The 25,198-nt window shown below is 68.3% G+C and carries 19 protein-coding genes and 1 CRISPR repeat array; of the genes, 12 read left to right on the top strand and 7 right to left on the bottom strand.

Going from position 1 to position 25,198, the window contains the following annotated elements; all coding sequences use genetic code 11:
* Positions 1-17: 17 nt before the first annotated feature.
* Both O7628_RS32390 and O7628_RS32385 read right to left on the bottom strand, forming a co-directional pair.
* On the bottom strand, positions 18-1,223 hold the full coding sequence (locus O7628_RS32390; RefSeq protein ID WP_278136132.1) for a DUF4238 domain-containing protein: 1,206 nt from the start codon (positions 1,221-1,223) through the stop codon (positions 18-20).
* 31 nt (positions 1,224-1,254) lie between these two features.
* The gene (locus O7628_RS32385) at positions 1,255-2,628 is read right to left on the bottom strand and encodes a serine/threonine-protein kinase (protein WP_278136131.1); all 1,374 of its coding nucleotides are present in this window, start codon (positions 2,626-2,628) and stop codon (positions 1,255-1,257) included.
* A 104-nt stretch (positions 2,629-2,732) separates the two neighbouring features.
* Between O7628_RS32385 and O7628_RS32380 the strand changes: the two genes are divergently transcribed.
* The 5 genes from O7628_RS32380 to O7628_RS32360 all read left to right on the top strand — a co-directional run bounded on the left by O7628_RS32380 (position 2,733) and on the right by O7628_RS32360 (position 6,859).
* On the top strand, positions 2,733-3,044 hold the full coding sequence (locus tag O7628_RS32380; protein ID WP_278124533.1) for a transposase: 312 nt from the start codon (positions 2,733-2,735) through the stop codon (positions 3,042-3,044).
* Complete coding sequence (locus O7628_RS32375) at positions 3,041-3,967, top strand: IS3 family transposase (RefSeq protein WP_278127518.1); 927 nt, start codon at positions 3,041-3,043, stop codon at positions 3,965-3,967. Before O7628_RS32380 ends, O7628_RS32375 begins: the two co-directional genes overlap by 4 nt.
* A gap of 373 nt (positions 3,968-4,340) precedes the next feature.
* On the top strand, positions 4,341-4,757 hold the full coding sequence (locus O7628_RS32370) for a transposase (protein WP_278136130.1): 417 nt from the start codon (positions 4,341-4,343) through the stop codon (positions 4,755-4,757).
* On the top strand, positions 4,754-5,680 hold the full coding sequence (locus O7628_RS32365; protein ID WP_278136129.1) for an IS3 family transposase: 927 nt from the start codon (positions 4,754-4,756) through the stop codon (positions 5,678-5,680). Before O7628_RS32370 ends, O7628_RS32365 begins: the two co-directional genes overlap by 4 nt.
* Positions 5,681-5,746: 66 nt before the next feature.
* Positions 5,747-6,859 carry a DUF4238 domain-containing protein gene (locus tag O7628_RS32360; RefSeq protein ID WP_347405226.1) on the top strand — a complete coding sequence of 371 codons (1,113 nt, stop codon included), beginning with the start codon at positions 5,747-5,749 and terminating at the stop codon, positions 6,857-6,859.
* 486 nt (positions 6,860-7,345) lie between these two features.
* Here O7628_RS32360 and O7628_RS32355 read toward each other — a convergent pair whose 3' ends face one another.
* From O7628_RS32355 to cas6, 4 genes are all read right to left on the bottom strand, one after another.
* Positions 7,346-9,034, bottom strand: a complete 1,689-nt coding sequence (locus tag O7628_RS32355; protein WP_278136128.1) for a hypothetical protein — start codon at positions 9,032-9,034, stop codon at positions 7,346-7,348.
* 1,053 nt (positions 9,035-10,087) lie between these two features.
* Positions 10,088-10,564: a CRISPR direct-repeat array (repeat unit 37 nt; unit sequence GTTTCCATACGCCCTTCGGCGTGACGTGGTTCAGGAC).
* Positions 10,565-10,765: 201 nt separating this feature from the next.
* The gene (cas2, locus tag O7628_RS32350; protein WP_278136127.1) at positions 10,766-11,047 is read right to left on the bottom strand and encodes a CRISPR-associated endonuclease Cas2; all 282 of its coding nucleotides are present in this window, start codon (positions 11,045-11,047) and stop codon (positions 10,766-10,768) included.
* A 6-nt stretch (positions 11,048-11,053) separates the two neighbouring features.
* Positions 11,054-12,928, bottom strand: coding sequence for a CRISPR-associated endonuclease Cas1 (cas1, locus tag O7628_RS32345; protein ID WP_278136126.1), 1,875 nt, complete (start codon positions 12,926-12,928; stop codon positions 11,054-11,056).
* Positions 12,925-13,650, bottom strand: a complete 726-nt coding sequence (gene cas6 / locus O7628_RS32340; RefSeq protein WP_278136125.1) for a CRISPR system precrRNA processing endoribonuclease RAMP protein Cas6 — start codon at positions 13,648-13,650, stop codon at positions 12,925-12,927. The genes cas1 and cas6 overlap by 4 nt, the downstream gene beginning before the upstream one ends.
* Before the next feature lie 312 nt (positions 13,651-13,962).
* On the opposite strand from cas6, the gene O7628_RS32335 reads away from it, so the two are divergent.
* From O7628_RS32335 to O7628_RS32305, 7 genes are all read left to right on the top strand, one after another.
* The gene (locus tag O7628_RS32335) at positions 13,963-16,404 is read left to right on the top strand and encodes a TIGR03986 family CRISPR-associated RAMP protein (protein ID WP_278136124.1); all 2,442 of its coding nucleotides are present in this window, start codon (positions 13,963-13,965) and stop codon (positions 16,402-16,404) included.
* A gap of 8 nt (positions 16,405-16,412) precedes the next feature.
* The gene (locus tag O7628_RS32330; protein WP_278136123.1) at positions 16,413-17,831 is read left to right on the top strand and encodes a hypothetical protein; all 1,419 of its coding nucleotides are present in this window, start codon (positions 16,413-16,415) and stop codon (positions 17,829-17,831) included.
* Positions 17,828-18,400: an RAMP superfamily CRISPR-associated protein gene (locus O7628_RS32325; RefSeq protein ID WP_278136122.1), complete on the top strand. Its 573-nt coding sequence runs from the start codon at positions 17,828-17,830 to the stop codon at positions 18,398-18,400. Before O7628_RS32330 ends, O7628_RS32325 begins: the two co-directional genes overlap by 4 nt.
* The gene (locus O7628_RS32320) at positions 18,397-19,722 is read left to right on the top strand and encodes an RAMP superfamily CRISPR-associated protein (protein WP_278136121.1); all 1,326 of its coding nucleotides are present in this window, start codon (positions 18,397-18,399) and stop codon (positions 19,720-19,722) included. Before O7628_RS32325 ends, O7628_RS32320 begins: the two co-directional genes overlap by 4 nt.
* Complete coding sequence (locus O7628_RS32315) at positions 19,719-20,978, top strand: RAMP superfamily CRISPR-associated protein (RefSeq protein ID WP_278136120.1); 1,260 nt, start codon at positions 19,719-19,721, stop codon at positions 20,976-20,978. Before O7628_RS32320 ends, O7628_RS32315 begins: the two co-directional genes overlap by 4 nt.
* Positions 20,975-21,421 (top strand): hypothetical protein, encoded by a 447-nt coding sequence (locus O7628_RS32310; protein WP_278136119.1) that lies wholly within the window; start codon positions 20,975-20,977, stop codon positions 21,419-21,421. The genes O7628_RS32315 and O7628_RS32310 overlap by 4 nt, the downstream gene beginning before the upstream one ends.
* A gap of 83 nt (positions 21,422-21,504) precedes the next feature.
* On the top strand, positions 21,505-22,569 hold the full coding sequence (locus O7628_RS32305; RefSeq protein ID WP_278136118.1) for a hypothetical protein: 1,065 nt from the start codon (positions 21,505-21,507) through the stop codon (positions 22,567-22,569).
* A 758-nt stretch (positions 22,570-23,327) separates the two neighbouring features.
* On the opposite strand, the gene O7628_RS32300 is transcribed toward O7628_RS32305, so the two are convergent.
* A complete protein-coding gene (locus O7628_RS32300; RefSeq protein WP_278136117.1) occupies positions 23,328-25,130 on the bottom strand; it encodes a recombinase family protein in 1,803 nt (600 codons plus the stop codon).
* Between the last annotated feature and the right edge of the window lie 68 nt (positions 25,131-25,198).

Here is a 25,198-nt window from a genome sequence, read left to right as displayed (position 1 = left end):
TTGTCAATCTGCTCTGGTTATGGGGCGACTTGTGGATGCAACGATGGCCTGCTCGTAGGCACTCTTCGGCCGGGAATCGGCCAGGGTAGATCATTGATCGAAAAGCTGCGTGCGTGATCACGGGGTCCTGTCGCCCGCGCCAGCGAAGCCAGCGTGGCTTCATCGACACCGTGAAAGAAGCCCTGCTCGTGGACGAAGTCGTCGCCGACCGTCGGGTCAGGCCCATCCGTGCGTGGTTCTGGCAGATGCATGCCATTGAGCAGGTCGTCATCGGGGTGCTGGTACAGGTAGCGCCTGGCGCCGAGAGCCGTCTCCTGGTTCACGGTGTTGGCGAGCTGCGTGGTGCCGGGGACCGTCGCGTCGGGCATGTCTCGCAATGGCGCCGGAATGCTGGCACGTGGTCGTGCAAGCATGGCCATGTGGCGGTTGAGGGGCAGGAGGAAGGCGTCCGCCGTGGCGATGCCGACGCCTCGCCATGCTGGGTAATCCGACCGTACAAGCAGGGATACCGGCTCGTCCGAGGTCAGTAGGGCTCGGCGCTTGAATCGAATGACGCTCCACTGGGCGTCGTTCAAATAGGCCGTCATGGGATCGACCAGCGATATCAACAGCTGCAAGTGCTCGTGGGCAGACGGGATGAGCTCAGGGCCTCCCGGTTTCGTCAGGTCACGCCATTCCCAGTCGAGCTCGTCGTCGGTGACGACTCGACGCTCTGCCTTCTGGATCACCTGGCGCAGCGCTTCCTTGCCCGACACGCCCACGAGCAGCCTGATCATCGTCGCGTTGTGCGCATTCTGGTTGTAGCGGATGCCCTCAGTTCGGAGGTGTTGGAGCGCTATCCAGGCCGCCACGGCATGTCGCAATTGTCCCGTAAGGGGCCACGTGCCGGTGCTGGCGGCTTGAAACGCTGCCGCCGCCGAGGTTTCTAGCTCGGCGAACGCGCGTTCGAATGCGTCGGATTTCGTACCGTCTGGCAGGATGATGGTGTAGAAGTCCTTGTTGACGGTGGCATCGGCAGTGGCGAGTGTTGCTTCGTGGGTGCCGGGCAGGGTGGTTCGCCGGATCTGCCGGGCGTCGGTCGCGAAGCCCTTCAGGTAGAACTGCGACACAACGTGCTGCCTGCGGACGCGTTTGGCCACGCCACCCCCGTTCATGTGATTGCATTGCATTACGGCGAAGGTCTTGATGTGCTGTGGTTGCACCTGTCCGATCTTCCCCAGCATCTGGGATGGGATACGCGAGAGCCGGCAGCCGTTAGTGCTGGCGCCAGCTTCCTTGGGGACTACGCTCCGGCACTATCGTGGGGTGATCTAGTTGGCCTTGTGCCGCTGCGGCGAACCATCCGGCCCATCGATCGATGAACTCGTGAAGATCGTCAACTGTGATCGCAGTGAACGGCCAGGCGACCTGATACTCCGCCATTCCGTTCCAGACTGCCTTGGCTGCTGCTTCACCGGGAAACTCCGCAAAAGGGACAAGGCTCGTGCTCTTGGGCGTCATCGGGCTGATCATGAACGCCGTCTCGTACCATCCGAAGCGGCCTCTTTCCTGCGCGTCGCAGTACCACAACGCATGGCCACGGCCGCCGTACCCTCGCGAATTGGTCGGAATCGTCACCCCGAGAGCGCCGTGAGCGATAACATCAAACGCCGGAGGTTGCCATCCACCCCACGGATCGATGGAGGTCTGAGCGGGCGGCGCAAACTTGAGCTCCGCATTGTTTAGGACCAGTGTCCATCGTCCATCGTGGGATTCCTTCAGCCGGGCGCTCGGTGCAGCTTCCATCACAGCTTCTCGGAGTGATGCGCCGATTCGTGTGACCAAGCGGATGGCGACTTCCGCCAATGCTGCTCGCTCCTCGGCAGCGGATCGAGCGGCTGACGCCGCGCTGTGAGATGCTCCCTGTCGTGCGACCTCATGGCGGTTTGCCTCGTGGAGGGCGGCGAGTCCGCTTCCTTTGACATTCGCGCTGACTTTTTGCAGCCGTGCAAGGACGTTGGCTGGCGTCGGCCGGGCCCCCTGTGGCTTGAACAAACACTCCTCGACAAGGGACGCAAGCGGCACTGCATGGCCTGAAAGCTGCGGAGGAACCGCATGCAGGTGCTGCTCCCGAAGTTCGTGCTCGTAACGCCCACCGAAAGGAACCTGTCCGGTGAGCAACTCGAAGGCCAGCACGCCGAGCGCGTACACGTCTGTTGCAGAGGTGGCGCGCTCGCCGCGCCATTGCTCTGGAGCGGCGTAGAGGGGAGTCTTTGCGAACTTCCGGGTGTCCGGCGCGGTCGTCGCATCCGCATACCGGGAGATACCGAAGTCGGCGATGCACCAGCGGCCGTCGAGCAGGAGGACGTTCGCCGGCTTCAGGTCTCGGTGCACCACGCGGCCGTCCAGCTTCGCCAGGGCAGAAGCGATGTCTGTGAGCACGGAGACGGCCTCATGCGCCGGGAGCCCGCCGTCGTGGTCCTCGAGATGCGCAAGCAGCGACTTCTCGGCACGCGGCATGACCAGAACCAGATCGTCTACCGTTTCGCCACTTTCGATGACCGGCACTACGTTCGGTACACCGTCAAGGTCTGTGGCGAGGAGGAGTTCTCGGTCGGCCCCAGGGTCTCGTGGAACGAGCTTCACCACCGCGTCTGGGTAGTCGGTCGAACTTGCCTCGAAGACTCGTGAGCTACCCCCGTTTTCATGGAGCTTCGTAATCATGGTCTGATGGCCGTGGGGAGGAAGTTTCTGTGGCGGCACCGAAGAAGTACCCCGATGAGCTGCGTCAGCGCGCTGTGCGTTTGTACCGCGAGTCGGACCCGAAGCCGGTGATCCGGCGCCTGGCTGAGCAGCTTGGTGTGCATCACGAGGCGTTGCGGAACTGGATCCGGCAGGCCGAGGCCGACGCGGGCGAGCGCGACGATCGGCCCAGCAGCGACATGCTGGCCGAGAACCGCCGGCTGCTGAAGGAGAACGCGGAGCTACGCCGGGCGAATGAGATCTTGAAGGCCGCGAGCGCGTATTTCGCGGCGGAGCTCGACCCGACCCGGCGACGGTCATGAGGTTCGTCCATGAACATCGTGACCAGTTCGCGGTCGCGCTCCTACTACGGGTCCTCAACATCGGCGCCTCGACGTACTACGCGTGGGTGAAGCAGGCCGAGCAGCCCTGCGACCGCGACGTGGTCGACCTGGGCCTGCTGTCGAACATCTACGAGATCTGGGAGACATCGGGGCGCACCTACGGCGCGGACCGGGTCCACCGGCAGCTACGCCGTGACGGTATCCGCGTGGGCCGCAAGCGCGTCGAGCGGTTGATGGCCGGCCAGGGTTGGCAGGGGGCGTTCCTGCGTCGAGGCTGGCGTGGCGGCTCGACGCGGCAGGATCCCCGGCACACGCCGGCGCCGGATCTGGTCAACCGGCAGTTCACCGCCGACGGGCCGAACCGGCTGTGGGTCGCCGACGCTACGCGCATCCCCTGCGGTCAGGGCGTGTTCTGGCTGGCCGCGGTCCGCGACGTGTTCTCCCGCCGGATCGTCGGGTGGAAGACCTCCGACCGCTGCGACACCGACCTGATCCTCGCCGCCCTCGAATACGGCATCTGGTCCCGCGACGTCCGCGACAGCCAGTTGATCCACCACAGCGACCGCGGGTCGAACTACACGTCGTTCCGCTTCGCGGAACGCCTAAAGGACAACGGGATCCTGCCCTCCATGGGCTCCGTCGGCGACTCGTACGACAACGCGCTGATGGAGAACTTCTGGTCCACGCTGAAGATCGAGCTCGTCTACCGCACAAGCTGGCGGACCCGCGATGAGGCCGAGAATGCGATCTTCGCCTACATCGACGGGTGGTACAACACCCGCCGCATCCAGAAGGAACTGGGCGACCTCAGCCCCGACGAGTACGAGACCGCCTGGCACCACCAACAGACCAGCCTGACCGAGCCAGATATCGTCACCCCTGCACCGACCGGCAGCAGGTAACCACCGCTCCATCAAAGCGGGGGAAGCTCATCGCCCAAAGCCGCCAGCATCCCCGATCGGGTTGCCGATGATCCATTCTCGCTTCAAGCTGAGGCGCTTCATCATGTCTGCCATGCACCCTTCACGGCGGCTAACGATACTGGTCGGCTCGTGGCGTGACGCGCCAGGAGCCGACGTGTCCGGGGTCCTGCTAGACAAATAGTGGCCCCAGAGCGAGCCTGAGGCCACTACGACAGAGCATTCGGGGCCTCCGGGCCGCTGACGATACGCGACCAACTCGCAAGGGGTCTATCTTGCGATTCCCGTGCGGTCACCGTCTGTCACGTGCCAGGGTCAGTGGGTGATCTGGCTTCCATAGCCAACGTACCCGCTGGTGCTGCGCGGTTCTGGGAATTGCCCCCGGCAGGGTACCAACCTGCGCCACCATTCCGCTCCCGGACCCACCAGGGATCTGAGCCACCCTGACCCGCCAGCCCTAACTTCGTGGTCTTGGAAGTACCCCGACGAACTGTGTCAGCGCGCTGTGCGCTTGTACCGCGAGTCGGATCCGAAGCCCGTGATCCGGCGCTTGGCCGAGCAGCTCGGCGTTCATCACGAGGTACTACGGAACTGGATCCGTCAGGCCGAGGCTGACGCCGACGAGCGTCACGACCGGCCGACCAGCGAGATGGCGGAAGAGAACCGCCGGCTGCGTAGGGAAGTCACCGAGCTGCGGCGGGCGAACGAGATCCTGAAGGCCGGGAGCGCGTATTTCGCGGCGGAGCTTGACCCGACCCGGCGACGGTCATGAGGTTCATCCATGAACATCGTGACCAGTTCGCGGTCGCGCTCCTGCTACGGGTCCTGAACATCGGCGCGTCGACCTACTACGCGTGGGTGAAGCAGGCCGAGCGGCCCTGCGACCGGGACGTGGTCGACCTGGGGCTGATCTCCAACATCCATGAGATCTGGGAGACCTCCGGGCGCACCTACGGCGCGGACCGGGTCCACCGGCAGCTGCGCCGCGACGGCATCTACGTGGGCCGCAAACGCGTCGAGCGGCTGATGACCGGCCAGGGTTGGCAGGGGGCGTTCCTGCGTCGAGGCTGGCGCGGCGGCTCCACGAAGCAGGATCCTCGGCACACGCCGGCGCCGGATCTGGTCGGGCGGCAGTTCACCGCCGACGGGCCGAACCGGCTGTGGGTCGCCGACGCCACCCGCATCCCCTGCGGCGAGGGCGTGTTCTGGCTCGCCGCGGTCCGCGACGTGTTCTCCCGCCGGATCGTCGGGTGGAAGACCTCCGACCGCTGCGACACCGACCTGATCCTCGCCGCCCTCGAATACGGCATCTGGTCCCGCGACGTCCGCGACGGCCAGTTGATCCACCACTCGGACAGGGGGTCGAACTACACGTCCTTCCGCTTCGCGGAACGCTTGCAGGACAACGGGATCCTGCCGTCGATGGGCTCCGTCGGCGACTCGTACGACAACGCGCTGATGGAGAACTTCTGGTCAACGTTGAAGATCGAACTCGTCTACCGCACCTCATGGCGGACCCGCGACGAGGCCGAGAACGCGATCTTCACCTACATCGACGGCTGGTACAACACCCGCCGCATCCAACGCGAACTGGGCTACCTCAGCCCGAACGAGTACGAGGCCGCCTGGCATAGCCGCCAGACCGCACCAGCCGAACCACCTATCGCCACCCCTGCACCAGCCGGCAGCAGGTAACCACCGCTCCATCAAAGCGGGGGGAACTCAATCGCTGCCACGCCCGCGCGGCCGTATTGTTGTCGGGTGCCTCATGGTCACCCGAGTCCAGCGGCTCTCCCGTTCGGGTTGCAGACGCTGATCGCCCAAGCCGCTGCGTCGGAGGCCGGGCCATCCCGGCAGCGTAAGCACCACCTAGTGCCGCGCTCCTACCTGGAACGGTGGGCTGACGGTCGCACCGTCCGGGTGACCCAGGTCGACGACAGGTACAGCTACCACGCGACGCCCGCGAACGCGGCGCGGGAGACCGACTACTACCGCATCGAGGCCGACGACGTCGACCCGGCGGAGATCCCGCCGCTGATCTTGGAGACGATGCTCGGTAGCGCCGAAGGATACGGCAAGCGCGCGATCGACGAGCTGCTGGTGAAGCACCCGAGCCAGATCGACCCCAAGCTGATGATGGGCTTCGTCTGGTTCTTGGCGTTCCAGCTCACCCGAGGCGAGGCGTTTCGCCGTCAGCAGCGGCAGGCTGCCGCCGACTTCTTCCGCATGGACACGAAGGACCTGACCGACCAACAGCTCGCGACACGGCTTGGACGTGACCTCACCGAAACGGACCTCGCCGAGATCAGGGAGTTTATCGGCCAGGTCCAGGCCGGGAGGATCATCGCGCAGCCGCAGACCGCCATGATCCTCGGCAACGCGGCGGCTACGGCTAGCGAACTATGCCGCCACATCATGTTCCGCGATTGGTACGTCGTGCGGACCCCGAGCGTGCTGGTGACATGCGATGAACCCGTGGTCGTGCTGGGCGGCCCGGATCACGATCGCGCCGAACGTGCGGGCGTAGAGTCCGCCGCCGTCATCCTGTATCCGCTGGCCCCCCACGCGCTGCTGGCCCTGTTCCGCCAAGGCACGCGGGTCGAGTCGCCGCCCGTCGAGCTCGACCATGCCGAGACCGCCGAGGTGAACCGGGAGATCATCGCCAACGCCAGCCGGTGGGCGTTCGAGCGCGGCTCGCGCCGTGCCACGCTCGCGCTGACCGTGCCGCCGCTGCCCGCAGCCGCCACCGTCACGGAGGGCCCACTCCCCGGCATCGGATCACCCGGTCAGACTGCTTATCGCGTATGCCGTCCATCCCGATGGGCCAACGCGGAGCACGTTCCGCCGCTGCCCGTCGCGCGTTGGTGGCAGTAGAGGGCGGGATGGTCACACCGACGGTGGGCTTTCGGTGCGCGGGCCGGCACCGGGCGACTTCCAAGGGTGGAGGGTCGCCCGGTAGCCCGGAGCGTCAGCCGTCGCGGCCCGAGAGGTATCGAATCGCGGTGAGGGCGAGGCCGAAGCAGCCGCTGAAAGCGACTCCGCCCGACAGGAGAGCTTTGCCGATGCTCGGCTCGCTGGCCCACGAGATCCGACTGGTCACCGTAGCGGCAACCCGCCCGACAGGATGGCGATGGTCAAGCACAGCAGCCGGACCAGAGCGCTACTCGCCAGCTTCAACCCTTCGATAGGCAGCCCCATGCGGTACCTGAGTCGAGTCCCGACGGGTCTGCGAAGGCGTCGGTTGACAACCGTGCGCCGACGCGCCGGATCAACGCCAGCCCGCCACGGATTGAGATCAGACGCTGACATCGAGCTACGTGTGAGTCGAATCCGGCGGATCGCCGGAGTCGCTCCGCTGTGTCAGCTGGCCGTAGATGGAGAGCCGGGGACATTCTCCAGGTACCTGGTTTGCTGCTCCACGAGTTCATCCACAACCTGTGAGAAGGTGTCGGTCACCCACTGCGGCCTGTGCAGCTCCTCGCCCTGCCCGTACATGAAATGCTGGAGCGCCACCTCGGGCTGCTGGGACCTCCAGGTGGCCAGCAGGTTTCCGGCGTCCCGACCGTTGTCGGCTGCGTACTCGACCAGGCCGAGATCCTGCAGGGAGATGACTCCCAACGCCGTCGCCCTGCTGGTCTGCAACGTTCCGTTCGCGGCCAACACCTCCTGGACCCGGCGATGGACCGCCGGGTTCCACGGGAGCCCATCGTCCGGTGTGACGATCAAGGGCACGAATCGGGTGCCGGGAACCAGATTCCGGCCGGTGAGCTGCGGGAGGAGTTCGGTGAGATGCCGGATGGTGGACGCCATCTGCCGGGCCTTGTTGCCGGCAAGAACGGCCGCCAGCTCCTTGTCCAGCTCGGGTACATCCGCCTGGCCACCGACGACGGGTTGAGAAAGCCGTCGGTTGTTCGCGTCCAGGCAGATCCACACGTCGCCGCAGTCCACGACCCAGTCGCAAACGCTGGGCTTCCTTCCTTTCGCCTTCGTCCAGGCATGCCACATGTCGTTTTCGGAGTACAACCGCTTGAAGTGGCCGCTCGCGGGGAAGATGCGCCGCAGAAGCTCCCCGATGCTGTACTCGAACTGGGAGTTGAGGCAGGACCTGAACGCCTCCTCACGGCCGCCCTTGACCCTCTGATCGGTGCCGCCGTCGATCCTTCGGAGGTGGTCAGCGACGTCGAATTCGGGCACCTGACCGAACGCCCGCTCCAGCACGAAACCGACCCGGATGACCTGTACCGAGCCGTCGGGGAGCCGGACGATCGGCCGACGCCGGAGAGCGTTGAACTCCCACGGCTGCTCCGTGGCAGGCGTCTGTTGCGCTACCTGCTGCTGCAGGTCGGCCAGGGAAACCGAGGTGGCGTCGAGGAACAGGTCGATGGCCACTGGGTCAATGCCGAGCCGGCCGAAGAACTCCGGCGGGAAATGCAGGTACTTGTGCATGTATGCCTGCACCCACAGGTGGGTGGCCACACCGAGAAACGCGTCCAGCGCGCACCCCGTCGCCTCGGCGAACAGCTCCGCTGGCTGTCCACCGGCCCGTATCCGCTCCTTTTCACCGACAGCCGAGGACCACCCCTCACGCCAGGTCACCTGGCTCCGCGCCATCAGCGGCGCCGGATGCGCGGTCGCGTTGAAGTACTGGTTTGCCAACAGCTCCGCAGCCAGAGTCGCCTTGAGACCGCCCCACCGAGGCTCGCCGCCGTCGCGAACTTGGCCCAGCTCGTCGGCGATGCTGAACACTGCCTGGAGCACCACATCAAGATTGCTCAGGTCATCGCGGGCTGGCCCAGGTGGACAAGCGACCAGGGCTTCCTTGAACGCAACCAGCAAGAGCTGAGGTGGGAGCAATCGCCGGCCCCCCGCAATCGCGGCACGCGCCCGCGATGCGGCCTCGCCGGGAAGCTGCGCCGCCCATCGGGCCTCGATCTCCGCCTCCGGTGCGTCCTCAAGGTCAAGATCACGCAGCACGCAGCTGAGCAACAACAGGGCCTGCCCTACCGGCACCTGCCCCCACAACAGCTCGCGCGAGGCGCGGTCCGTCACCGCGCCGAAGATCTCGGTACCGGTACAGTAAGGACGGCCCAGCAAGGACCACGAACTCCGGGCCATCGATGGGCGCCCGGGCACCCAAAGGCCACCCATGGCCGGAAACTATATTGCGTGGCCGACGATGCGGACAAGCAAGTTATCCGCAGTCTGATGGTGCTCACAAGCCCGGCCCGAACCCTCGAAGCGGGTGGGAGAAGTCGAGTCGGGGAGCGAAGAACCCGACAGGGGTAGGTTGAGTCGGGCTTGTGGACGCTTTCGTAGCGATGCTCAGGGCAGCGCGAAGGTGGCTTCGATGTGCAGCACATGATCACCTGCGCCGCATGTTGCAGTTTTGCGACGGGCCACGGCGGGTGTCTGGTGGGGCCTGCGGACGTCGCGGCAACGGTCGACGGTGCCCCCGTTTACCCCCCGAAAACCCCTGCCAAGACTCGACTATCAATGACAGGAGTTGGTAAGTTGATGATGGCGTCTATGCAGGTCGACGACGCATATTGACGATCAATGACAAGTTCAGGGCCGTGGGGTCGGTAACCGCGGGTTCGGGGTTCGAGTCCGTGGCCGTACTAGCGAGTGAAGCCATGCTCGTGAGGCCACCTCTTGGGTTGGCGGGGTGGTTAGCCGGAAGGCCGCGGCACCTGTTGTCAGCGTAGCTACGAACGACAGTCGATCATCACGTCATCATCTGCGCCAGGCGATGGTGGGGCCACGGTATCGATCACCCCCCGAAAGCCTCCCGTACGGGGGTGGGGCAGGGCTGCTGGGCTCGATGCTGAGTTCGCGCGGGGCGCGGTGATCTCGAAGGTCATCTCGTCCGGGTTCGGCTTGCTCTCGCCGCACGCACCGGGGGTCGGTGCCGGCATGGCCGCAACACTGCCTGTCGTCGCCGACGGCAATCTTGGCTGGCGTCGCCGGCGTCCCTCGTTGCTCTGCGTGGCAGCGGCCCAGGGCTGGGGGATGTTGGGGCCAGCGGGACACCGCCGGCTCGGCCGTGGCGGACATCATCGGGCACGTGCATCTGGCCGCCGCCGACTGGTCGTAGGTGGTCCTGGATGCATACGCCCTTTGGCATGACGTGGTTCAGGACGAGGTGGCGAGATCACCTTCCCTGCGGAGATGCGTCCGCTGTTTCCATACGCCCTTCGGCGTGACGTGGTTCAGGACAACAAGCCTGGGAGAAATACCAGGCCCGCATCGCCAAGTTTCCATACGCCCTTCGGCGTGACGTGGTTCAGGACTCTGGGCAGGATCGCCGGTGACGCCTCGAAGTGGGACGTTTCCATACGCCCTTCGGCGTGACGTGGTTCAGGACCTGCTGAATCCGCAGCAGACGGTCGACCACGTTGTTTCCATACGCCCTTCGGCGTGACGTGGTTCAGGACATCAAGGTTGTGGCCATTGCAGGGCTGGTGGCAACGTTTCCATACGCCCTTCGGCGTGACGTGGTTCAGGACTCGCGGAGACGGGTCCGAGCCAACGCCCAAGCCGGAGTTTCCATACGCCCTTCGGCGTGACGTGGTTCAGGACCCTGGCCCTTGTGCGAGGGGTGTGACCAGGTTGTTTGCCGCGCCGCTGCATACCACCTGGCGTGCGGCGGCAGTTGGACCGACGAAGGTCAATGCATCTCGTGCGTTTGTGCTGGTAGGGATGGCTGCATAGGGGGCGATGTGGAGACTTGATCGGCTACCCAGGTCCGGATCGCCTGTTGCCTAGTGCTTATGGCGGTTTCTATGGGACTGCCCAGTAGAGGGTATCGGGTTGGACGGTGGCTTGGCCGATCGTGGTGATGCCGTTCCAGCAGGTTCCGCAGAGGGGGACGATGTGGATGGAGTCGGTGCGGGGGTTGACGAGTTGGCGGAGTTGTTCGGTGAGGTCGTGGAGGTCGTTGGCGTCGAGGGTACAGACGAAGACGCTGCGTTGGATGCGGTCGCCCCAGGTTTGGATGGTGGCGGCGGCGCGGGCGCGGGTGGTGTCGGTGGAGATGTCATAGGTGATGAGGACGGTGGGCATGGTGGATCACCGCCATGATAGGCCGGTCCACGGGGTGCCGTGGTCGATGTGGGCGGCGAGGCGTTGGGCTTGGCGGTGGAGGTGGCGGCGGAGGCTGCCGGTGAAGCCGGGGAGCGCTCCTCGGGTGGTGTGGAGCATGCGGCGTTCGTAGGCGTCGATGAGGGCGGCGCGGCCGGCTTCGGTGAGCAGGATGCCGGCGCGGCCTTCTTCGGTGCGGGCGTGTTCGGGGCGGAGTTGGTTGGCGCGGGCCAGGGTGGTGACGGCTTGGTCGACGACGAGGGGGCGGAATTCCTCGATGAGGTCGAGGGCGAGGCTGGGGCGGCGGTCGGTGTCGGTGTGGAGGAGTCCGATGGCGGGGTCGAGGCCGGCGGCGGTTAGGGCGGCGACGGCTTCGCCGGTCAGCAGGGTGTAGCCGTAGGAGAGGGCGGCGTTGACGAGGTCCAGGGGTGGGCGTCGGCTTCGGCCGGTGAACCGGAGGGGTTCAGGGACGGCGAGACTCAGCGCGGTGAAGTAGGCGCGGGCGGCGGCGCCTTCTACGCCCATGATTTCGTCTCGGGTGGCGGCGTCGGGTAGTAGGGCCAGCATGCGGCGCATCGCGTCGACGTTGGCGGCGAGGTCTTCGTGGTTGTCGCGGCGGGTGATCCGCTGGATGAGGACGATCTGTTTGCGGATCTTCGCGTCGATGGCGGCGCGGCCGAACGGGATGGCCCGGTCCGGGTCGTCGGCGCAGGCGAGTTGGGCGCGGAGTCGGGTGACCCGTCGGGTGGAGCCTGAGCTGAGTTGCCCGAGGTAGTGGCCACGGCGGGACGCGATGATGACCTCGACGTCGCTGGCCAGGGCCCAGGAGCGGGCGCCGGCGCTGAGCCCGACCGGGCCGAACAGGACGAGTCGTTCGACGTGTCCGGTGGGTACGTTGAGCAGTTCGACGTCGTCGGTGGTTTCGACGATGAGTCGGCCGGCTTCGGTGCGTACGAAGGCGCCGGGTTTGGCGACGTAGACGGTGCGGGTGGCGGGTTCGACGATGCGGTGGTCGTCGAGGACGGGTGGGTAGCGGGGGCCGAAGTCCTCGCCGAGGAAGCAGAACCCGTCGGTGAAGGACATCACGCTGCTGTCAGTGCCCAGGCGCATGCCGATCTCGGCGGCGGCGTGTTCCACGAGGTGGAGTCCTTCCTGTGCGTCGGTGCGGGTGGCGGCCAGGACGCAGAAGTCGTCGCCGTAGCGGACCATGGGGAATCCGGCGGCGGTGACCCGGTCGTCGATGTGTCGTAGGGCGAGGTTGGCCAGCAGGGGGGACAGCGGTGCGCCTTGCGGCAGGCCTTGGGTGGGGCGTGGTCCGGTGTCGCCGCCGATGGGGCGGCGGAGTAGGAGATCGATCAGGGCGAGGACGTCGGCGTCGGTGAGCGTGGTGGACAGCAGGCGTCGTAGGCGGGGCACGTCGATTGAGGGGAAGCAGTCGTCGATGTCGGCGTGTGCGACCCAGCCGAGGCCTTCGGCGCGGAGCCGGGCGACCTGCTGGACGGCGTCGGTGACGCCGAGGCCGGGGCGGTAGGCGTAGGCGGCGGGGCCGAGTAGCGGGTCGATGATCGGGGAGAGGGCTGCGGCGAGGGCTTTCTCCACGATGCGGTCGGTGACTGGCGGGATCGCCAGGTGCCGGGTGTCGCCGTCGTCCTTCGGGATGGTCACCGGGGCCAGTGGTTGTGGCTGGTAGGTGCCGGTGGCGAGTTGGTCGGCGAGGTCGGTGAGGCGGGCGTGCGGGTTGGTGGCGAACCGGCGGGTGCCGGCGGAGAGCGTGCCGTCGTCGTGGTCGTCGGCGAGCAGGTCCTCCCACGCGCGGGTGAGGGCGGCCAGGCTGGTCGCGGTCGTGTACAGCGGGCTGGTCATGGGCGGCCGGGTTGTCGCCAGGTCGGTTCGGGGCGGACCTGGCCGAGTCCTCGGGTGGTGTGGGCGCCGATTCCGGCGTAGGGGGCCAGGCGGATGAGCCGGTCCACGGCGGCGCGGATGTCGGGGTTGTCGCAGGTGTAGCGGATGCGGCCGACGAACCCGGAGACGGTGAGGTTGTTGATTCGAAGGATCTCGTTGGTGCCGTCGACGTCGGTCACCCAGATCGGGTCGGTGGTGAGGTCGAGGGTGATCTCGGGTAGGTCGGGTGGGGCGAAGCGGCGCCAGGTGGCGCGCAGGCTGCCGAGGACCGGGTTGGGTGCCGGCCAGGGGGTGAAGGCGTTGCCGCGGCGGAACGTGGTGGGGGTGACGAAGCGTAGGCACCAGGCGTTCGCGCCGCTGTCGCTGTCGGCCAGGTGGGTCCATGCGGTGGTGGCGAGTTGTTCGGCGCCGAGGGTGAGGTGTGTGTGCTGGGCGCCGAGCCGGAGCCGGACCCCGGGCGCGGCCCGGGTCAGCAGCCGGTTGGTGAGGGTGTCGTCGAGCAGGGTCACCTCGAACCCGGGGGCGTCGGTCTGCCGGGTGGGCGGACTGACTGTGTACGGCTTGGCCTGCGTGTGGTGTGTGGTGTCGGTGTCGAACCAGCCGGAGACGACGGCGTGCAGGTGTTCCACGCGTACTCGGGTGGGGTCGATGCCGGGGGTGGTGATCCGCCAGCGGCTGGGCATGTCGGCGGCGGCCTCCATCCGGATCGGAGTGGTTGTCGCGGCGCTGGACGGCTCACGGTAGGTGACGGTCGCGGGGGCGGCAAGTGGTGCAAGTGTCGTGGTGTGGACAGCGGGCGGATCGCCCTGGACGGTCTGCGGTGGCTGGTGTGGTGACCAGGGCTGATGCCTCGATCTGGTGACGGTGGGTGCCGTCGCGGTCGCTGTTGTTGTCCGGGCGTGGTCTTGTGGCCGTGTTGGCGGAACGGTACGTATGGGAGTCATGACTTTCGGCGGTGGCCGGCGGGACGCGTTCCCGGGTTGCGGTGACGTGTGATGGTGTCGGTGGTGGTCACCGGGTGGGACGCGGATGCGCGGCTGCTGCGGTACGTGCCGGTCAACGGCGGCGAAGGCGGCGGCGAGAGCACGGTGGAGGTGCCGGCCGAGGATGCGGGGGAGGTGTCCGCCGAGTGCGGGCGGGGCCCGCTGCCGAGGGCCGGTGAGTTGTTCATCGAGGGCGGCCGTTGCCAGCTGGACCTGTGTGGCCCGCCGGCCCGTTGGTGTACGGCGAAGCGGGACGGCGCGGCGGTGCGGCTGACCGAGCGGGACACCAACGACCGGGGCGTCACGTTTCCTGCGACGTCGCTCGGGCTGCCCGGAGACGAGGCGACCCTGGCGCGGGTCCGGGAGATCGGCGCTTTCCTCCTGTTCGATTCGCCGGGGCCGGTGCCTGGCTGCTGGGTTCGTCCGGGTGGGCTGTCCGGGTGGCTGTCCGAGGGAGCGCTCCGCCGGGAGCGGGCGGTGGCCGAGGCTGCCAAGGCTCGGAGGCGGCGTCGGGACCGGTTCGTCAATCCGTACACGTTCGTGCCGTTCCCCGCTCGGGTGATGCGGCGGGAGCCGGCGGGGCACGAGTGGCTGGCGCCGGGCCGGCTGTCCGGGCGGCTGGTGGTGCGGTGGGAGTTCACCGGGCCGGCCCAGGCGCCCGACGGGTCGGCCGACGGTGCCGTGTTGCGGTTTCCGGGGTCGTCGGTGAAGGGCGTGGTGCGGTCGGTGCACGAGACGATGGCCGGCGGTTGCCTGCGGATCGTCGACGAGGAGTTCGTCCCGTCCTACCGGGACACCGCCTCGGCGTTGTCGGACGACTGGACCCTCGCCGTCGTCTCGACGGACTTCAACGGGCAGCCGCTGACGGTGCGACCGGCAGAACAAGTCGTGTGGGTCCGCTCCGGGCAACTCGTCGCGGCCTGCGGCGCTGGCCTGCGGACCGGCAGCCGGGTCGGCCTCAACCCGCCGGAGAGAAGGAACAGTCTGGGGCGGTATGAGCTGGACGAGCGGGCTCGGGTGACGGCCGGTGGTGGCTGGGTGGTGCTGCTGACCGACGCCGGGGCACGGCCGCCGCAACGCCGGGACGGCAGTGCGGCCCTGTACTTCGCCGCCTGCGGCCACATCCCCGGCTCGACGCCGGAGGCGGAGGTGGACGAGGCGGCATGGCGACGGTTCCGGCAGGCGGTGGCGGGTGCCCGCGAGGCGGTCCAGAACCGTAGGCCGGCACGACGGGAACTCGGCCATGAAAAACCCGCTCAGGCCGAGCAGAACAGCTGGGTGCCGGTGACGTTCCGGGGGCAGGTCATCGGCGAGCGGAAGTCGGTGACCGGCTGGTTCGAGGAGGGCGACGTGCTGTGGGTACGCCGCGACCGGAGCGGCCGGGTGGTCGAGGTGCGGCTGTCGGCGATCTGGCGGCACCCGGGCACGGGACCGCTGGGTGAGCGGGTGCCGCCTGACCTGTTGCCGTGCACCGATCCGGTGTCGTTGTGCCCGTCGTGCCGGTTGTTCGGGTCGGCGGACACGCAGGCGCGGGACGAGGACGGCCGGGCCGACCAGCGGGCGTACGCCGGTCACGTGCGGTTCGGGGACGCCGTGTCGGCCGGGCCGGTCGCGTTGACCGCATTCCGGCGGGCGCCGATGGGCACGCCACATGCCGGGGCCGGTCAGTTCTACCTGTCCTACGCCGACCGACGCCCGGCGGGAAGGGGGCGGCCGCCGACGCGGGAGTGGGGTGCCGATCCGGACCGGTCGCAGCCACGACCGGTGCGGGGACGCAAGTTCTACTGGCACTCCGCGCCCGGCACGCATCCACCCCGACACGAGGCGCAGGAGCATCACCGGCCGCAGATGGTCGCGGACAAGCTGCTCGCCCCGCCCGGCACGACGCTGACGCAGACGGTCACGTTCGACAACCTTGACCCCGCCGAGCTAGGAGGTCTGCTGGCGGCCCTGCAACCGGACCTGGCCCTGCGCCACGGCGGTGAAACCGAGGAGAGAGGGCCGACGCGGCTGCATCTGGGCGGTGGCAAGCCGCTGGGTCTCGGCTCCTGCACCGCGACCGTCGTGCAGGCGCAGGTGTGGGACGCGGGCAGCCGCTACGGCGACAGCCCACCGCCCGCGTACACGCCGGAGGTGTTCGTCGACGCGTTCGTCGCCTCCTGCCCGGACGAGGTGACCGCGACCTGGGCGGCGTTGTCGGCGGTGCTGGGTGCCGGCACGGTCAACGGCGCCCGGGTGTCGTATCCGCCTGGCGCGGACTGGACGGACCGGCAGCAGGACCCGAAACGGTTCGACGAGCCGTTCGCCTTCTTCACCGTCACCAGCGGCATGTACCTCGCGAAGGGCGAGGAACGGCCGCTGCTGCCGTTGCCCGACCCGACCGCCCCGGACCAGACCCTGCCGATCATCCATGAGGAGCACCAGGAGCATCGGCCGAAGGGCCGACGCTCATGACGGGTGGGATGTTCATCGATGTCGCCGCCGTCCGGATCGGGGACTACCTGAGCCGCACCCCGGACCTGAAGGGTCGCCGTGGCGCGTCGGCGTGGCTCAGCCACACCTCGCACCGCACCGGGCTACCCGACTGGCTGGCCACCGCCACCGCGCAGCTGGGCGTCAGGCCCGAGGTCAACCCGGAGGCGGGCGAGGCCGACGGGCTGATCCCCCTGCGGATACCCGCCGGCCCGGCCGACGGTCCCGGCGGCGGGGCCGCCGAGGAGGTGGCCCGGACGGTCGTCGACGCGCTGCGGCGACGGCTGCCCGGGGTGTGGCTGCGGGCGAACTGGGCCGCCGCCGACTCCTACCTGGCGGCGTACCGGGCCATGCACGACCCCGAGACAGGTACCGGCCTGGAGGCGTTCCCACCGCTGCCGGACCTGTCTGTGCTGGCTACCTGCGCCCGCTGCCGGGTCGACCCGACGGTCGCCACCATCGACATCCACGAGGAGCAGAACGTGCCGGTCTGCGCGGACTGCGAGGCCCGGTACACCGACCGGTACCGACAGCCCGGACTGTGGCACGAGCACGTGCCCGTCGGCGCGGAAACCGACCTGCTGGAGGCGTTGTCGCTGACCCCACGTCAGGTCGTGCAGCACTTCACCGAACTGGCCGCGCTGGGTGAGGAGGACGGTAACCGTAACCACCTGGCGACGGTGTACATCGACGGGAACGGGCTCGGCGCGCTCTTCGACCACGTCGCCCGTCACGGCGACGGGGACCTGAAGGCCCGGGTGTCGGCGCGGGTGTCGGCGGCCACCCGCGCCGCGCTGGTCGAGGCGACCCGGGTCGTCCTCGGCTCCTCCCGTACGGTGCCGGTCATCCCGCATCTGGTCGGCGGGGACGACGTACTCGTCTCCGTGGTCGCCGACCGGGCGTGGCGATTCGTCACCACCTATCTGGAGGCGTTCGCCGACCAGATGCGCGGCATCGACGGCCCGGCCGGACTGCTGCCCGACGGGCAACAGGTGACCGCGTCCGCCGGCCTGGTCTTCGCCCACGCGAAGTTCCCCTTCCGCCGCAGCGTGGAACTGGCCGAAGACGTGCTCAAGAAGGCGAAGAAGGACCACAAGGGGCGGTACGCGGCGGTGGGCTGGCTCGACGTCACCCGCGACGGTGAACAACCACCCCGGCACCGGGCCAGGTGGACCACCCAAGAGCTGGCCGCTCTAGGGCCGGCGCTGGCGGCGCTGGCCACCGTACCGCCGTCCGGGCGGGCCGTCTGCGAGCGGCTCATCGATCCCACCCGGCCTGCCCTGTCCACCGCCCGGCTACGCGAACAGGCCCGCCGCCTCGACCGCAGCGACGTCCTCGACCCGTTCCTAACCCACGGCGGACCGGCCACGGTCGCCGACGCGCTCTGTCTGGTCCGGTGGTGGCGGTGACCCTCACCTTCGAGATCACCTTCCACGGGCCGTTCCGGGTCGCGACCGGGCGCGCCGGCGACGGCACCGACAGCCTCATCGACCGGAAGGTGCCGCTGCCCGCCTCCAGCATCAAGGGCGTCATGCGCTCCGCCGCCCGGGACCTGCTCACCCTCCCACCACACCTGGTGGAGGCGGTATTCGGGACCGCCTGGCAGCCCTCGCCGTGGAGCTGGTCCGACGCCACCCTCACCAGCGACGGGGACGCGCCGCTACGGGTCCGTGCCCGCGCCCGGATCCAGATCTCCGACATCACGCACACCGCCGTCGACGGCGCGCTCGCCGTCGGCGAAGAGATCCTCGCCCACCAGGCCACCTTCACCGTACGACGCAGCGGCCCGGTGCCCGCCGCCGACCTGCCCCGGCACGAGGCGGTGCTGACCGCCGCCGCCCGCGCGGTCACCGCGCTCGGCGGCGACCGGCGACGCGGACTCGGCTGGGTGAGCATCACCCCGCTGGACCCGGCATGGACCGCAGCCAGCGCCGACCACCTCACCGACCTGCTCCACAGCTCGGAGGAGTCATCATGACCGCGCCCGGCCCGGCCGTGCTGGCGGTGACCGTGACCGCCCGGCAACGACTCGCCCTCGGCGTCGGCTCCGAGATCGGCTACCACACCGCCGGCCACCGCTACGTGCCGGGCAGCGCGCTCCGCGGCGCACTCGCCGCCGTCTGGATCACCGAACACGGCCCACCCGGGCGCGGCAACCCGAAGACCGACGAGTTCCGAACCCTCTTCGACGGGACGATCCGCTACGGGAACCTGCTGCCCGCCGGCAGCCACCGCATCCCACTGTCGGTGTTCCAGTGCAAATACTCGCCCGAACCGACGTGCGCGGAGACGGTCGTCGACCGGGCGTTCGAGACCGGCGACCACTGTCCCGGCTGCGGCCAGCGGCTCGAACAGAGCCGAGGCAACCTCGACCCGCCCGGCGAGCCGACCCGCATCACCCGCACCTCGATCGACCCGGCCACCGGCCGGGCCAAGGACGGCGAACTGTACGCCAACGACGCCCTGCCCGCCGGCACCACCCTGACCGGCCTGATCCACGGCCACCACCCGTGGCTCACACAACCCCACACACTGTGGCTCGGCGGGCGGCGTACCGTCGGCGGACAGGCCGACCTCACCACCACCGCACACCAGCCCGCCGCGCCGACACCGCCCGCACCCGGAAAACCGCTGGTCATACGACTGGCCAGCCCCGCCGTCTTCGTCGACCTCGCCGGACGCCCCCGGCTGACACCCGAACCCACCCTCGACCTCATCCCCGGAGCCACCCTCCTGCCCGAGACGTGGACCCGGGCGATCACCTGGTCCGGCTGGCACGCCGCCTCCCGCCTGCCCAAACCCGCCGAACTCTGCGCCACCGCCGGCTCCACCTACCGGATCACCGGCACCCCTGATGTCCTCGCCACGCTCGCCACCCGCCTCGTGCGCTACGGCATCGGCCTACGCCGGTCCGAAGGATTCGGCGACGTCACCATCGCCACTCAACCCTGGCGACCCACCGCTGCCGGTAACAGGAAGGAGAGCATCGCCACCGACACGCCGTCCACACTGCACAAGCGGCTACTCGACATAGGCCTTGACGACGCTGCCTGGCGGTGGCTCATCGGTGCCCTCCGCGCCCTCCAGGTCGAACACCACCGCACCGGCACCGTCCCCGCCAACCTGCTTGTAGACCTGCTCAAACAGCCCACCGCAGCCGACCTCTCCGGCCGGCAACGCGACCAACTCCGCAAGACCCTAGACGGGCTCGCCCCGGCCACCCTGCGGGACCTCACCACCCTCGTGCTCACCACACCCGCCGCCGACCGCCAACGAGCAGCACGACAGGCGGCACGATGATCATCACCTTCCTGATCGCCGAGATCACCGTCGAACCCGGCTGGGCCGTCGGCACCGTACCCATCGAAGACCCCACCCTCGACCGCGACCTGCTCCACGACACCGACGGCCGACCCTGGGTGCCCGGGTCCGCACTCGCCGGATCACTCCGCGCACACCTGCGCAGGCACGACACCCGCCACGGCACCACCCTCGACACCACCCTCATGGGCAGCCGCCCCCCAGCACACCAAGGCGACACCACCGACCCGTCCCCGCTGTGGATTCTGGGCACCCACTTCGCCCCCGACCCCGGCAGCGAAACCATCACCGAAATCGTCGGGCAGACCGCGATCGACCGGCACCGGGGCGCCGCCCGGTCCAACTCCCTGCGCTACAGCCGCACCGTCGCCACCGGCGGAACCCTCACCGCCTACCTACGCCACGACGGACCGCTCACCGACGACCACCTTCACGCCCTCGCCGCCTGGCAACCCGCCATCGGCCGCGACCGCACCACCGGCGGCGGCCAGGCCCGGCTACGCCTACTGCGCCACGGCAGCATTAACCCCACCACCCCGGACGGCATGCGCACCTGGCTCACCCACACCGGCCCCGCGCTCGTCGAAGCCGTCGCCACCCACCCCATCACCCCGACACCACCGCCGACCCGACCCTGGCTGGACGTCGACCTGAACCTGGTCGACGCGCTCCTCGTCGGCGACCCGCGACCCACCGGCGCGGCCACCGCCCGCGCCCGGGACAACCAACCGTTCGTCCCGGGCTCCGCGTGGAAGGGCCTGTTCCGCTCCCGAGCCGAATACATCCTGCGCTCCCGCTACGGCCCCGACACCGCCTGCCGACAACAGACCGGCTGCGGCACCTGCCCCACCTGCGACCTCTTCGGCCACCAGGGCAGGCGAGGACGCCTCGTCTTCCACGACAGCCCGATCCTCGACGCCCAGCGCCCACCGGCCCGCACCCACGTCGCCATCGACCGCGTCACCGGCGGCGCCCACGACGGCCTGCTCTACCAGACCACCCCGGTCACCACCGGCCGACTACACCTACGCATCGACGCACTCACCGACATCCCCGACTGGGCGCACACCGTCATCCAGCACGTCCTGCGCGACCTGCACGACGGACTCATCGGACTCGGCTCCCGCACCACCCGGGGCATGGGCACCCTGCGCCTCGACACCCCACCCACACCCGACCCCGTCACCACTCCCGACCTGGAACCCACAGTTCGTACCGAAGGACCGGCGCGATGACCAGCTCCATGGACACCACCAGCGCGACGACCACCGGTGTCCTGCACTCCCACGGCCGCATCCCCTGGCACCACCTCGCCGCCACCCTCACCGGAGCCGACGGCACCGCCTGGGCCGACTACGACGGCTTCCACATCGGCGCACCCCCCACCAGCCCACCCCCCTACACCCACCTGTGGGCCTGGACCACCAACTGGCTCCTCCGCGCCCGCCTCGACAACGACACCGCCATCGTCGGCGTCCTGCACCTCGACAACGCCACGCCCCCACTGGAGCCGCAGCCCGTCGCCGTCGAAACCATCGCCTACACCATCCGCCACGCCCACACCTGGCCCGCATTGGAAAAGCGCATCGGTCCCCTCGACCACACTGTCACCGACAGGCACGCCGACCTCTACCAGACCGCCGGCACCCACCCGACCACCTTCGTCAGGATCAGATGAACAACCCCGCACCGATGCCCACCGCCAGGACCCGAGCCGGCATCAGACGGTGGCGACCGGCCTCCGGCCCACTGCTCACCACCGTGGCGAACTTCGCCATCGCCGCCTTGACCGCCCTCACCACCGCAGCCCTCGGCCTCATCGTCGAAGACCTGCTACCCCTGAAACCACCCCGCCAGGTGTCCCCGGAACGAGCCACCCTGCTCGCCGCCGCCCTTGTCCTGCTCTTCGCCGCCGTCCTCTGGCGCAGCCTGATCCACCGCCGCACCGGCACCCTCTTCTACGTCCGGCTCCTCGCCGACGACATGCCCGACCTGCACGACACCGCCATCCAGATCGCCGCCCGACGCCGCATGTCACTCAAATCCGTCACCCGCTGGGCCGACCTGCCCACCCACACCCACCAGAGCGTCATCGACCTCAGCGCCACCTGCGCCGACATCGCCGCCGCCCTCGAAACGGTGATCAACACCGACCGCGACGACACCGCCTACACCATCGCACCCAACATCCTCTGGCCCGCCGCCCTCGCCATCGGCGCCGAACTTCCCATCGTCGACGACCTGCAACTCCTCGAACTACCAGACCCCCGCACACCCCAACCCATCACCTTCACCCTGACCAAGGCGGTCACCCCCGCCACCCTCGTCACCGAAGAACTTCCCCTCGACACCACGACACCGGACGCTCCCGTCGGCCTGATCCTCGCCTTCGCGCCCGCCGCAGCGAGAATGACCCCACAGGTGACATACGCGGAATACCCCATCAGCCGATGCCAACGCATCCGACCAGCCGCGACAGAAGACATCACACAACTGAGCCGCACCACCTTCACCGGCCCCGAAATCGCCACATTCGCCAAGCCCCTCACCGAAGCGATAATCGCCGTGCAGAACCAATCCGGAGCACGCGAGGTCATCATCGCCGCCGCAATGCCCAAAGTGCTCGCCATGGCCATCGGATGGCACCTCGCCCAAGCGACCACCCGATTCTTCACCAACACCCGCCTACTCCACTACGACCAGGAGACCAACACCTACATCCCCATCCGTGCCCATCCCGCGCAAGCCACCCGACCACCCGCCAAGCTTCCCTCCGCACACCGTCCAAACGGCGCAGAAACCGCCGAAGCGGACCTGGGTAGCTGATCATGCCCCACCTTGTCCCCTGTGCAATGGCCTTCACCAGCGCGAACGCGGCATAATCATCGACTGGCGGCTATTGTTGGACCGTCCGGACCGAGGGGGTATGTAACCTGCCAACAAACACCCTGGTCAAGCCCAGGGCGACAGCAGTAGGGTCCACAACCACGTCACGCCCAAGGGCGTATGGAGACCCGGTGCAGCCGCTCATCAGGCTCGCGATCGTGTCCACAACCACGTCACGCCCCAGGGCGTATGGAAACGCCACTGCCCACGCGTCTCTTGGACGCTGGGAGGTCCACAACCACGTCACGCCCAAGGGTGTCTGGAAACTCTCGGCCCGCTTCGAGTCGAAGTAAGCCGTGTCGTCCACAACCACGTCACGCCCAAGGGCGTATGGAAACAAGTACCAACCCTCGTCCACCCGCACCGTCTCACCCGTCCCCAACCACGTCACGCCCAAGGGCGTATGGAAACAACATGAACGACTTCCACAGCACGTAGTGCAGGGCCGGACCGTCCACAACCACGTCATGCCCAAGGGCGTATGGAAACATCTTCGGGGTGAACTGGGCGCTCTTGGCGTCGTCGCCCGTCCCCAACCGCGTCACGCCCAAGGGCGTATGGAAACAGTCCCGCGAGGAACTGCTGCAGCTTCTTCTCCGCCTCGTCCCCAACCACGTCATGCCCAAGGGCGTATGGAAACTTGCTTCAGGCTGGGCTACCCTTTGAGGGGCGGTCGGGAAGGTCCGTATCACCCGCAGCTACGGTCGAAATTCGATAGCTGCGTCGTCGTCGATGCACTGTGAGGGTGGGGTTTTGGTATCGATCTCCCCTCGGACACGAACCGAATCCCAACGGTGCGCGGCAAGGTCAACACTTGCCCGCACCGTTTGTGTTTCCGGGTCGTACGCGAGGTGCAGCCCGAGGCTGCGGTAGACCTCCAGTTTGCGTTCCGGCTCGGCGTCCCGCAGTGCGTGCACGAGGTCTCCGAGTTCGTCGACGACGGCCGTGATCTGTTCCTCGGTGAACCGCTGCGGGCTGTCCGTTTCCTGTACGGCTGGGGCGGCGTGCTGGAGTCGTTCGGCGCGTTGGCGTTCGGCCTGGGTCTCGGCGATCCAGGTGGCGACCACGGTCGGGTCGGCGCCGGCTTCGAGTGCGGCCCGGTGGCGGGCCAGTTTCGCGTCGCACTCGGCGATGGTGGGTGCCTGCGGTGCGGTCGGGGTGGGGGTCGGTATGCCGGTGTGGGCCTGGTCGAGGAGCGTGGCGATGGTGTGACGCCGCTGGAGGGGGCCGAAGCCCTGGACGAGCCAGGTGTCCAGCGGGGTGATCAGGATGTCCTCCCGCATGATCACGTTGCGGGGGTGGTCGACCCTGTTGGCCAGGGCGTACTCCTGGGGGAACCGGCAGCGGTAGTAGGCGACGCCGTGGGAGTGCTGGCCCTGCATCTTCCGGTGGCAGATGCCGCAGTGGACGAGGCTCTTGAAGACGTAGGGGTGGCGGGAGCGGTGGGCCCGTTTCGGTGCGGTGGCGGTGCGGGCCCGCAGGCTGAGCATCTCCTGGACGCGGTCGAAGTCGTGCTGCTCGATCAGGGGTTCGTGGACCAGTTCGTTGGAGGTCACCCATCGGTCGCGCCGGTTCCAGCGCATGATCGGGGTGTGGCCGAGGGCGACGTCGTTGACGTCGAGCAGGACCTCGTCGGTGCGTTGCTTGTTCCAGACCTGACGGCCGGTGTAGCGGGGGTTGATCAGGATCGTCCGTACCGCGGTCTTGGACCAGGCCAGGCCGTCTCGGTGGCGGTTGCGGGCGCGGTCGTAGGCGGAGGGGCAGAGGATGTCGTCGCGGGTGAGGGCCTCGGCGATGGCGAAGATCCCGTAGCCGGCGAGATACATGGCGAAGATGCGTTGGACGACGGGTGCGGTCTGCGGGTCGGGGGTCAGGCCGCGTAGGCGTTTGCCGTCGGCGGCTTTCGCCGGGTTCGGGTGCGGTCCGAGGTCCTTGAGCGTGTATCCGTAGGGTGGGCGTCCGCCGAGGTAGCGGCCCTCCAGTTGGGTCTGGGACGCCATGGCGGTGCGGACCCGGACCTTGACGCGGTTCCGCTCGCCCTTGCTCATTCCGCCGAAGACGGACATGACCAGGTCGTGTGCCTCGTTGTCGGGGTCGATCGGCCCGCCGACCTCCGGTACCCAGAGTTGGACGCCGTAGTGGGTGAACAGGGGCATGGTCAGGCCGAACTGGTTGCCGTAGAAGGCGCGGTGCGGCTCGCCGATGACGACCGCGGTGAAGCCGCGGCGTGGGTTGCGCAGCGCGGCGAGCAGCCGGGTGGCGTCCGGACGGCGCTGCCACGGCAACGCTCGGCTGTGGCCCACGTCGAAGAACTCCTCGACGATTGTTCCACCTCGGGGTGTGATCAGGGTCCGGGCGAGCGAGAGTTGCCAGTGGCGCGACGACTCCGGGTCCTGGTTGTCCTCGGTGGAGACGCGGCCGTAGAACGCGAAGGGGAGCGGCGGGGCTTCGAAGCTTCTCTGCGCGAGGTCGTGTCTCAGGTGTTCACGGTCAACGGTCATGTTTCCTCCATAGGGTCTTCAGCAGCATCCGAGCGCTCGCGGTGCACCTCGACGAGGAGGCGTAGGAG

Source organism: Micromonospora sp. WMMD956, assembly GCF_029626125.1.
GTDB classification, from domain to species: Bacteria; Actinomycetota; Actinomycetes; order Mycobacteriales; family Micromonosporaceae; genus Micromonospora; species Micromonospora carbonacea.
The sequence above is the reverse complement of the archived record's forward strand: the minus strand, read 5'-3'. Positions and strand labels throughout refer to the sequence as shown.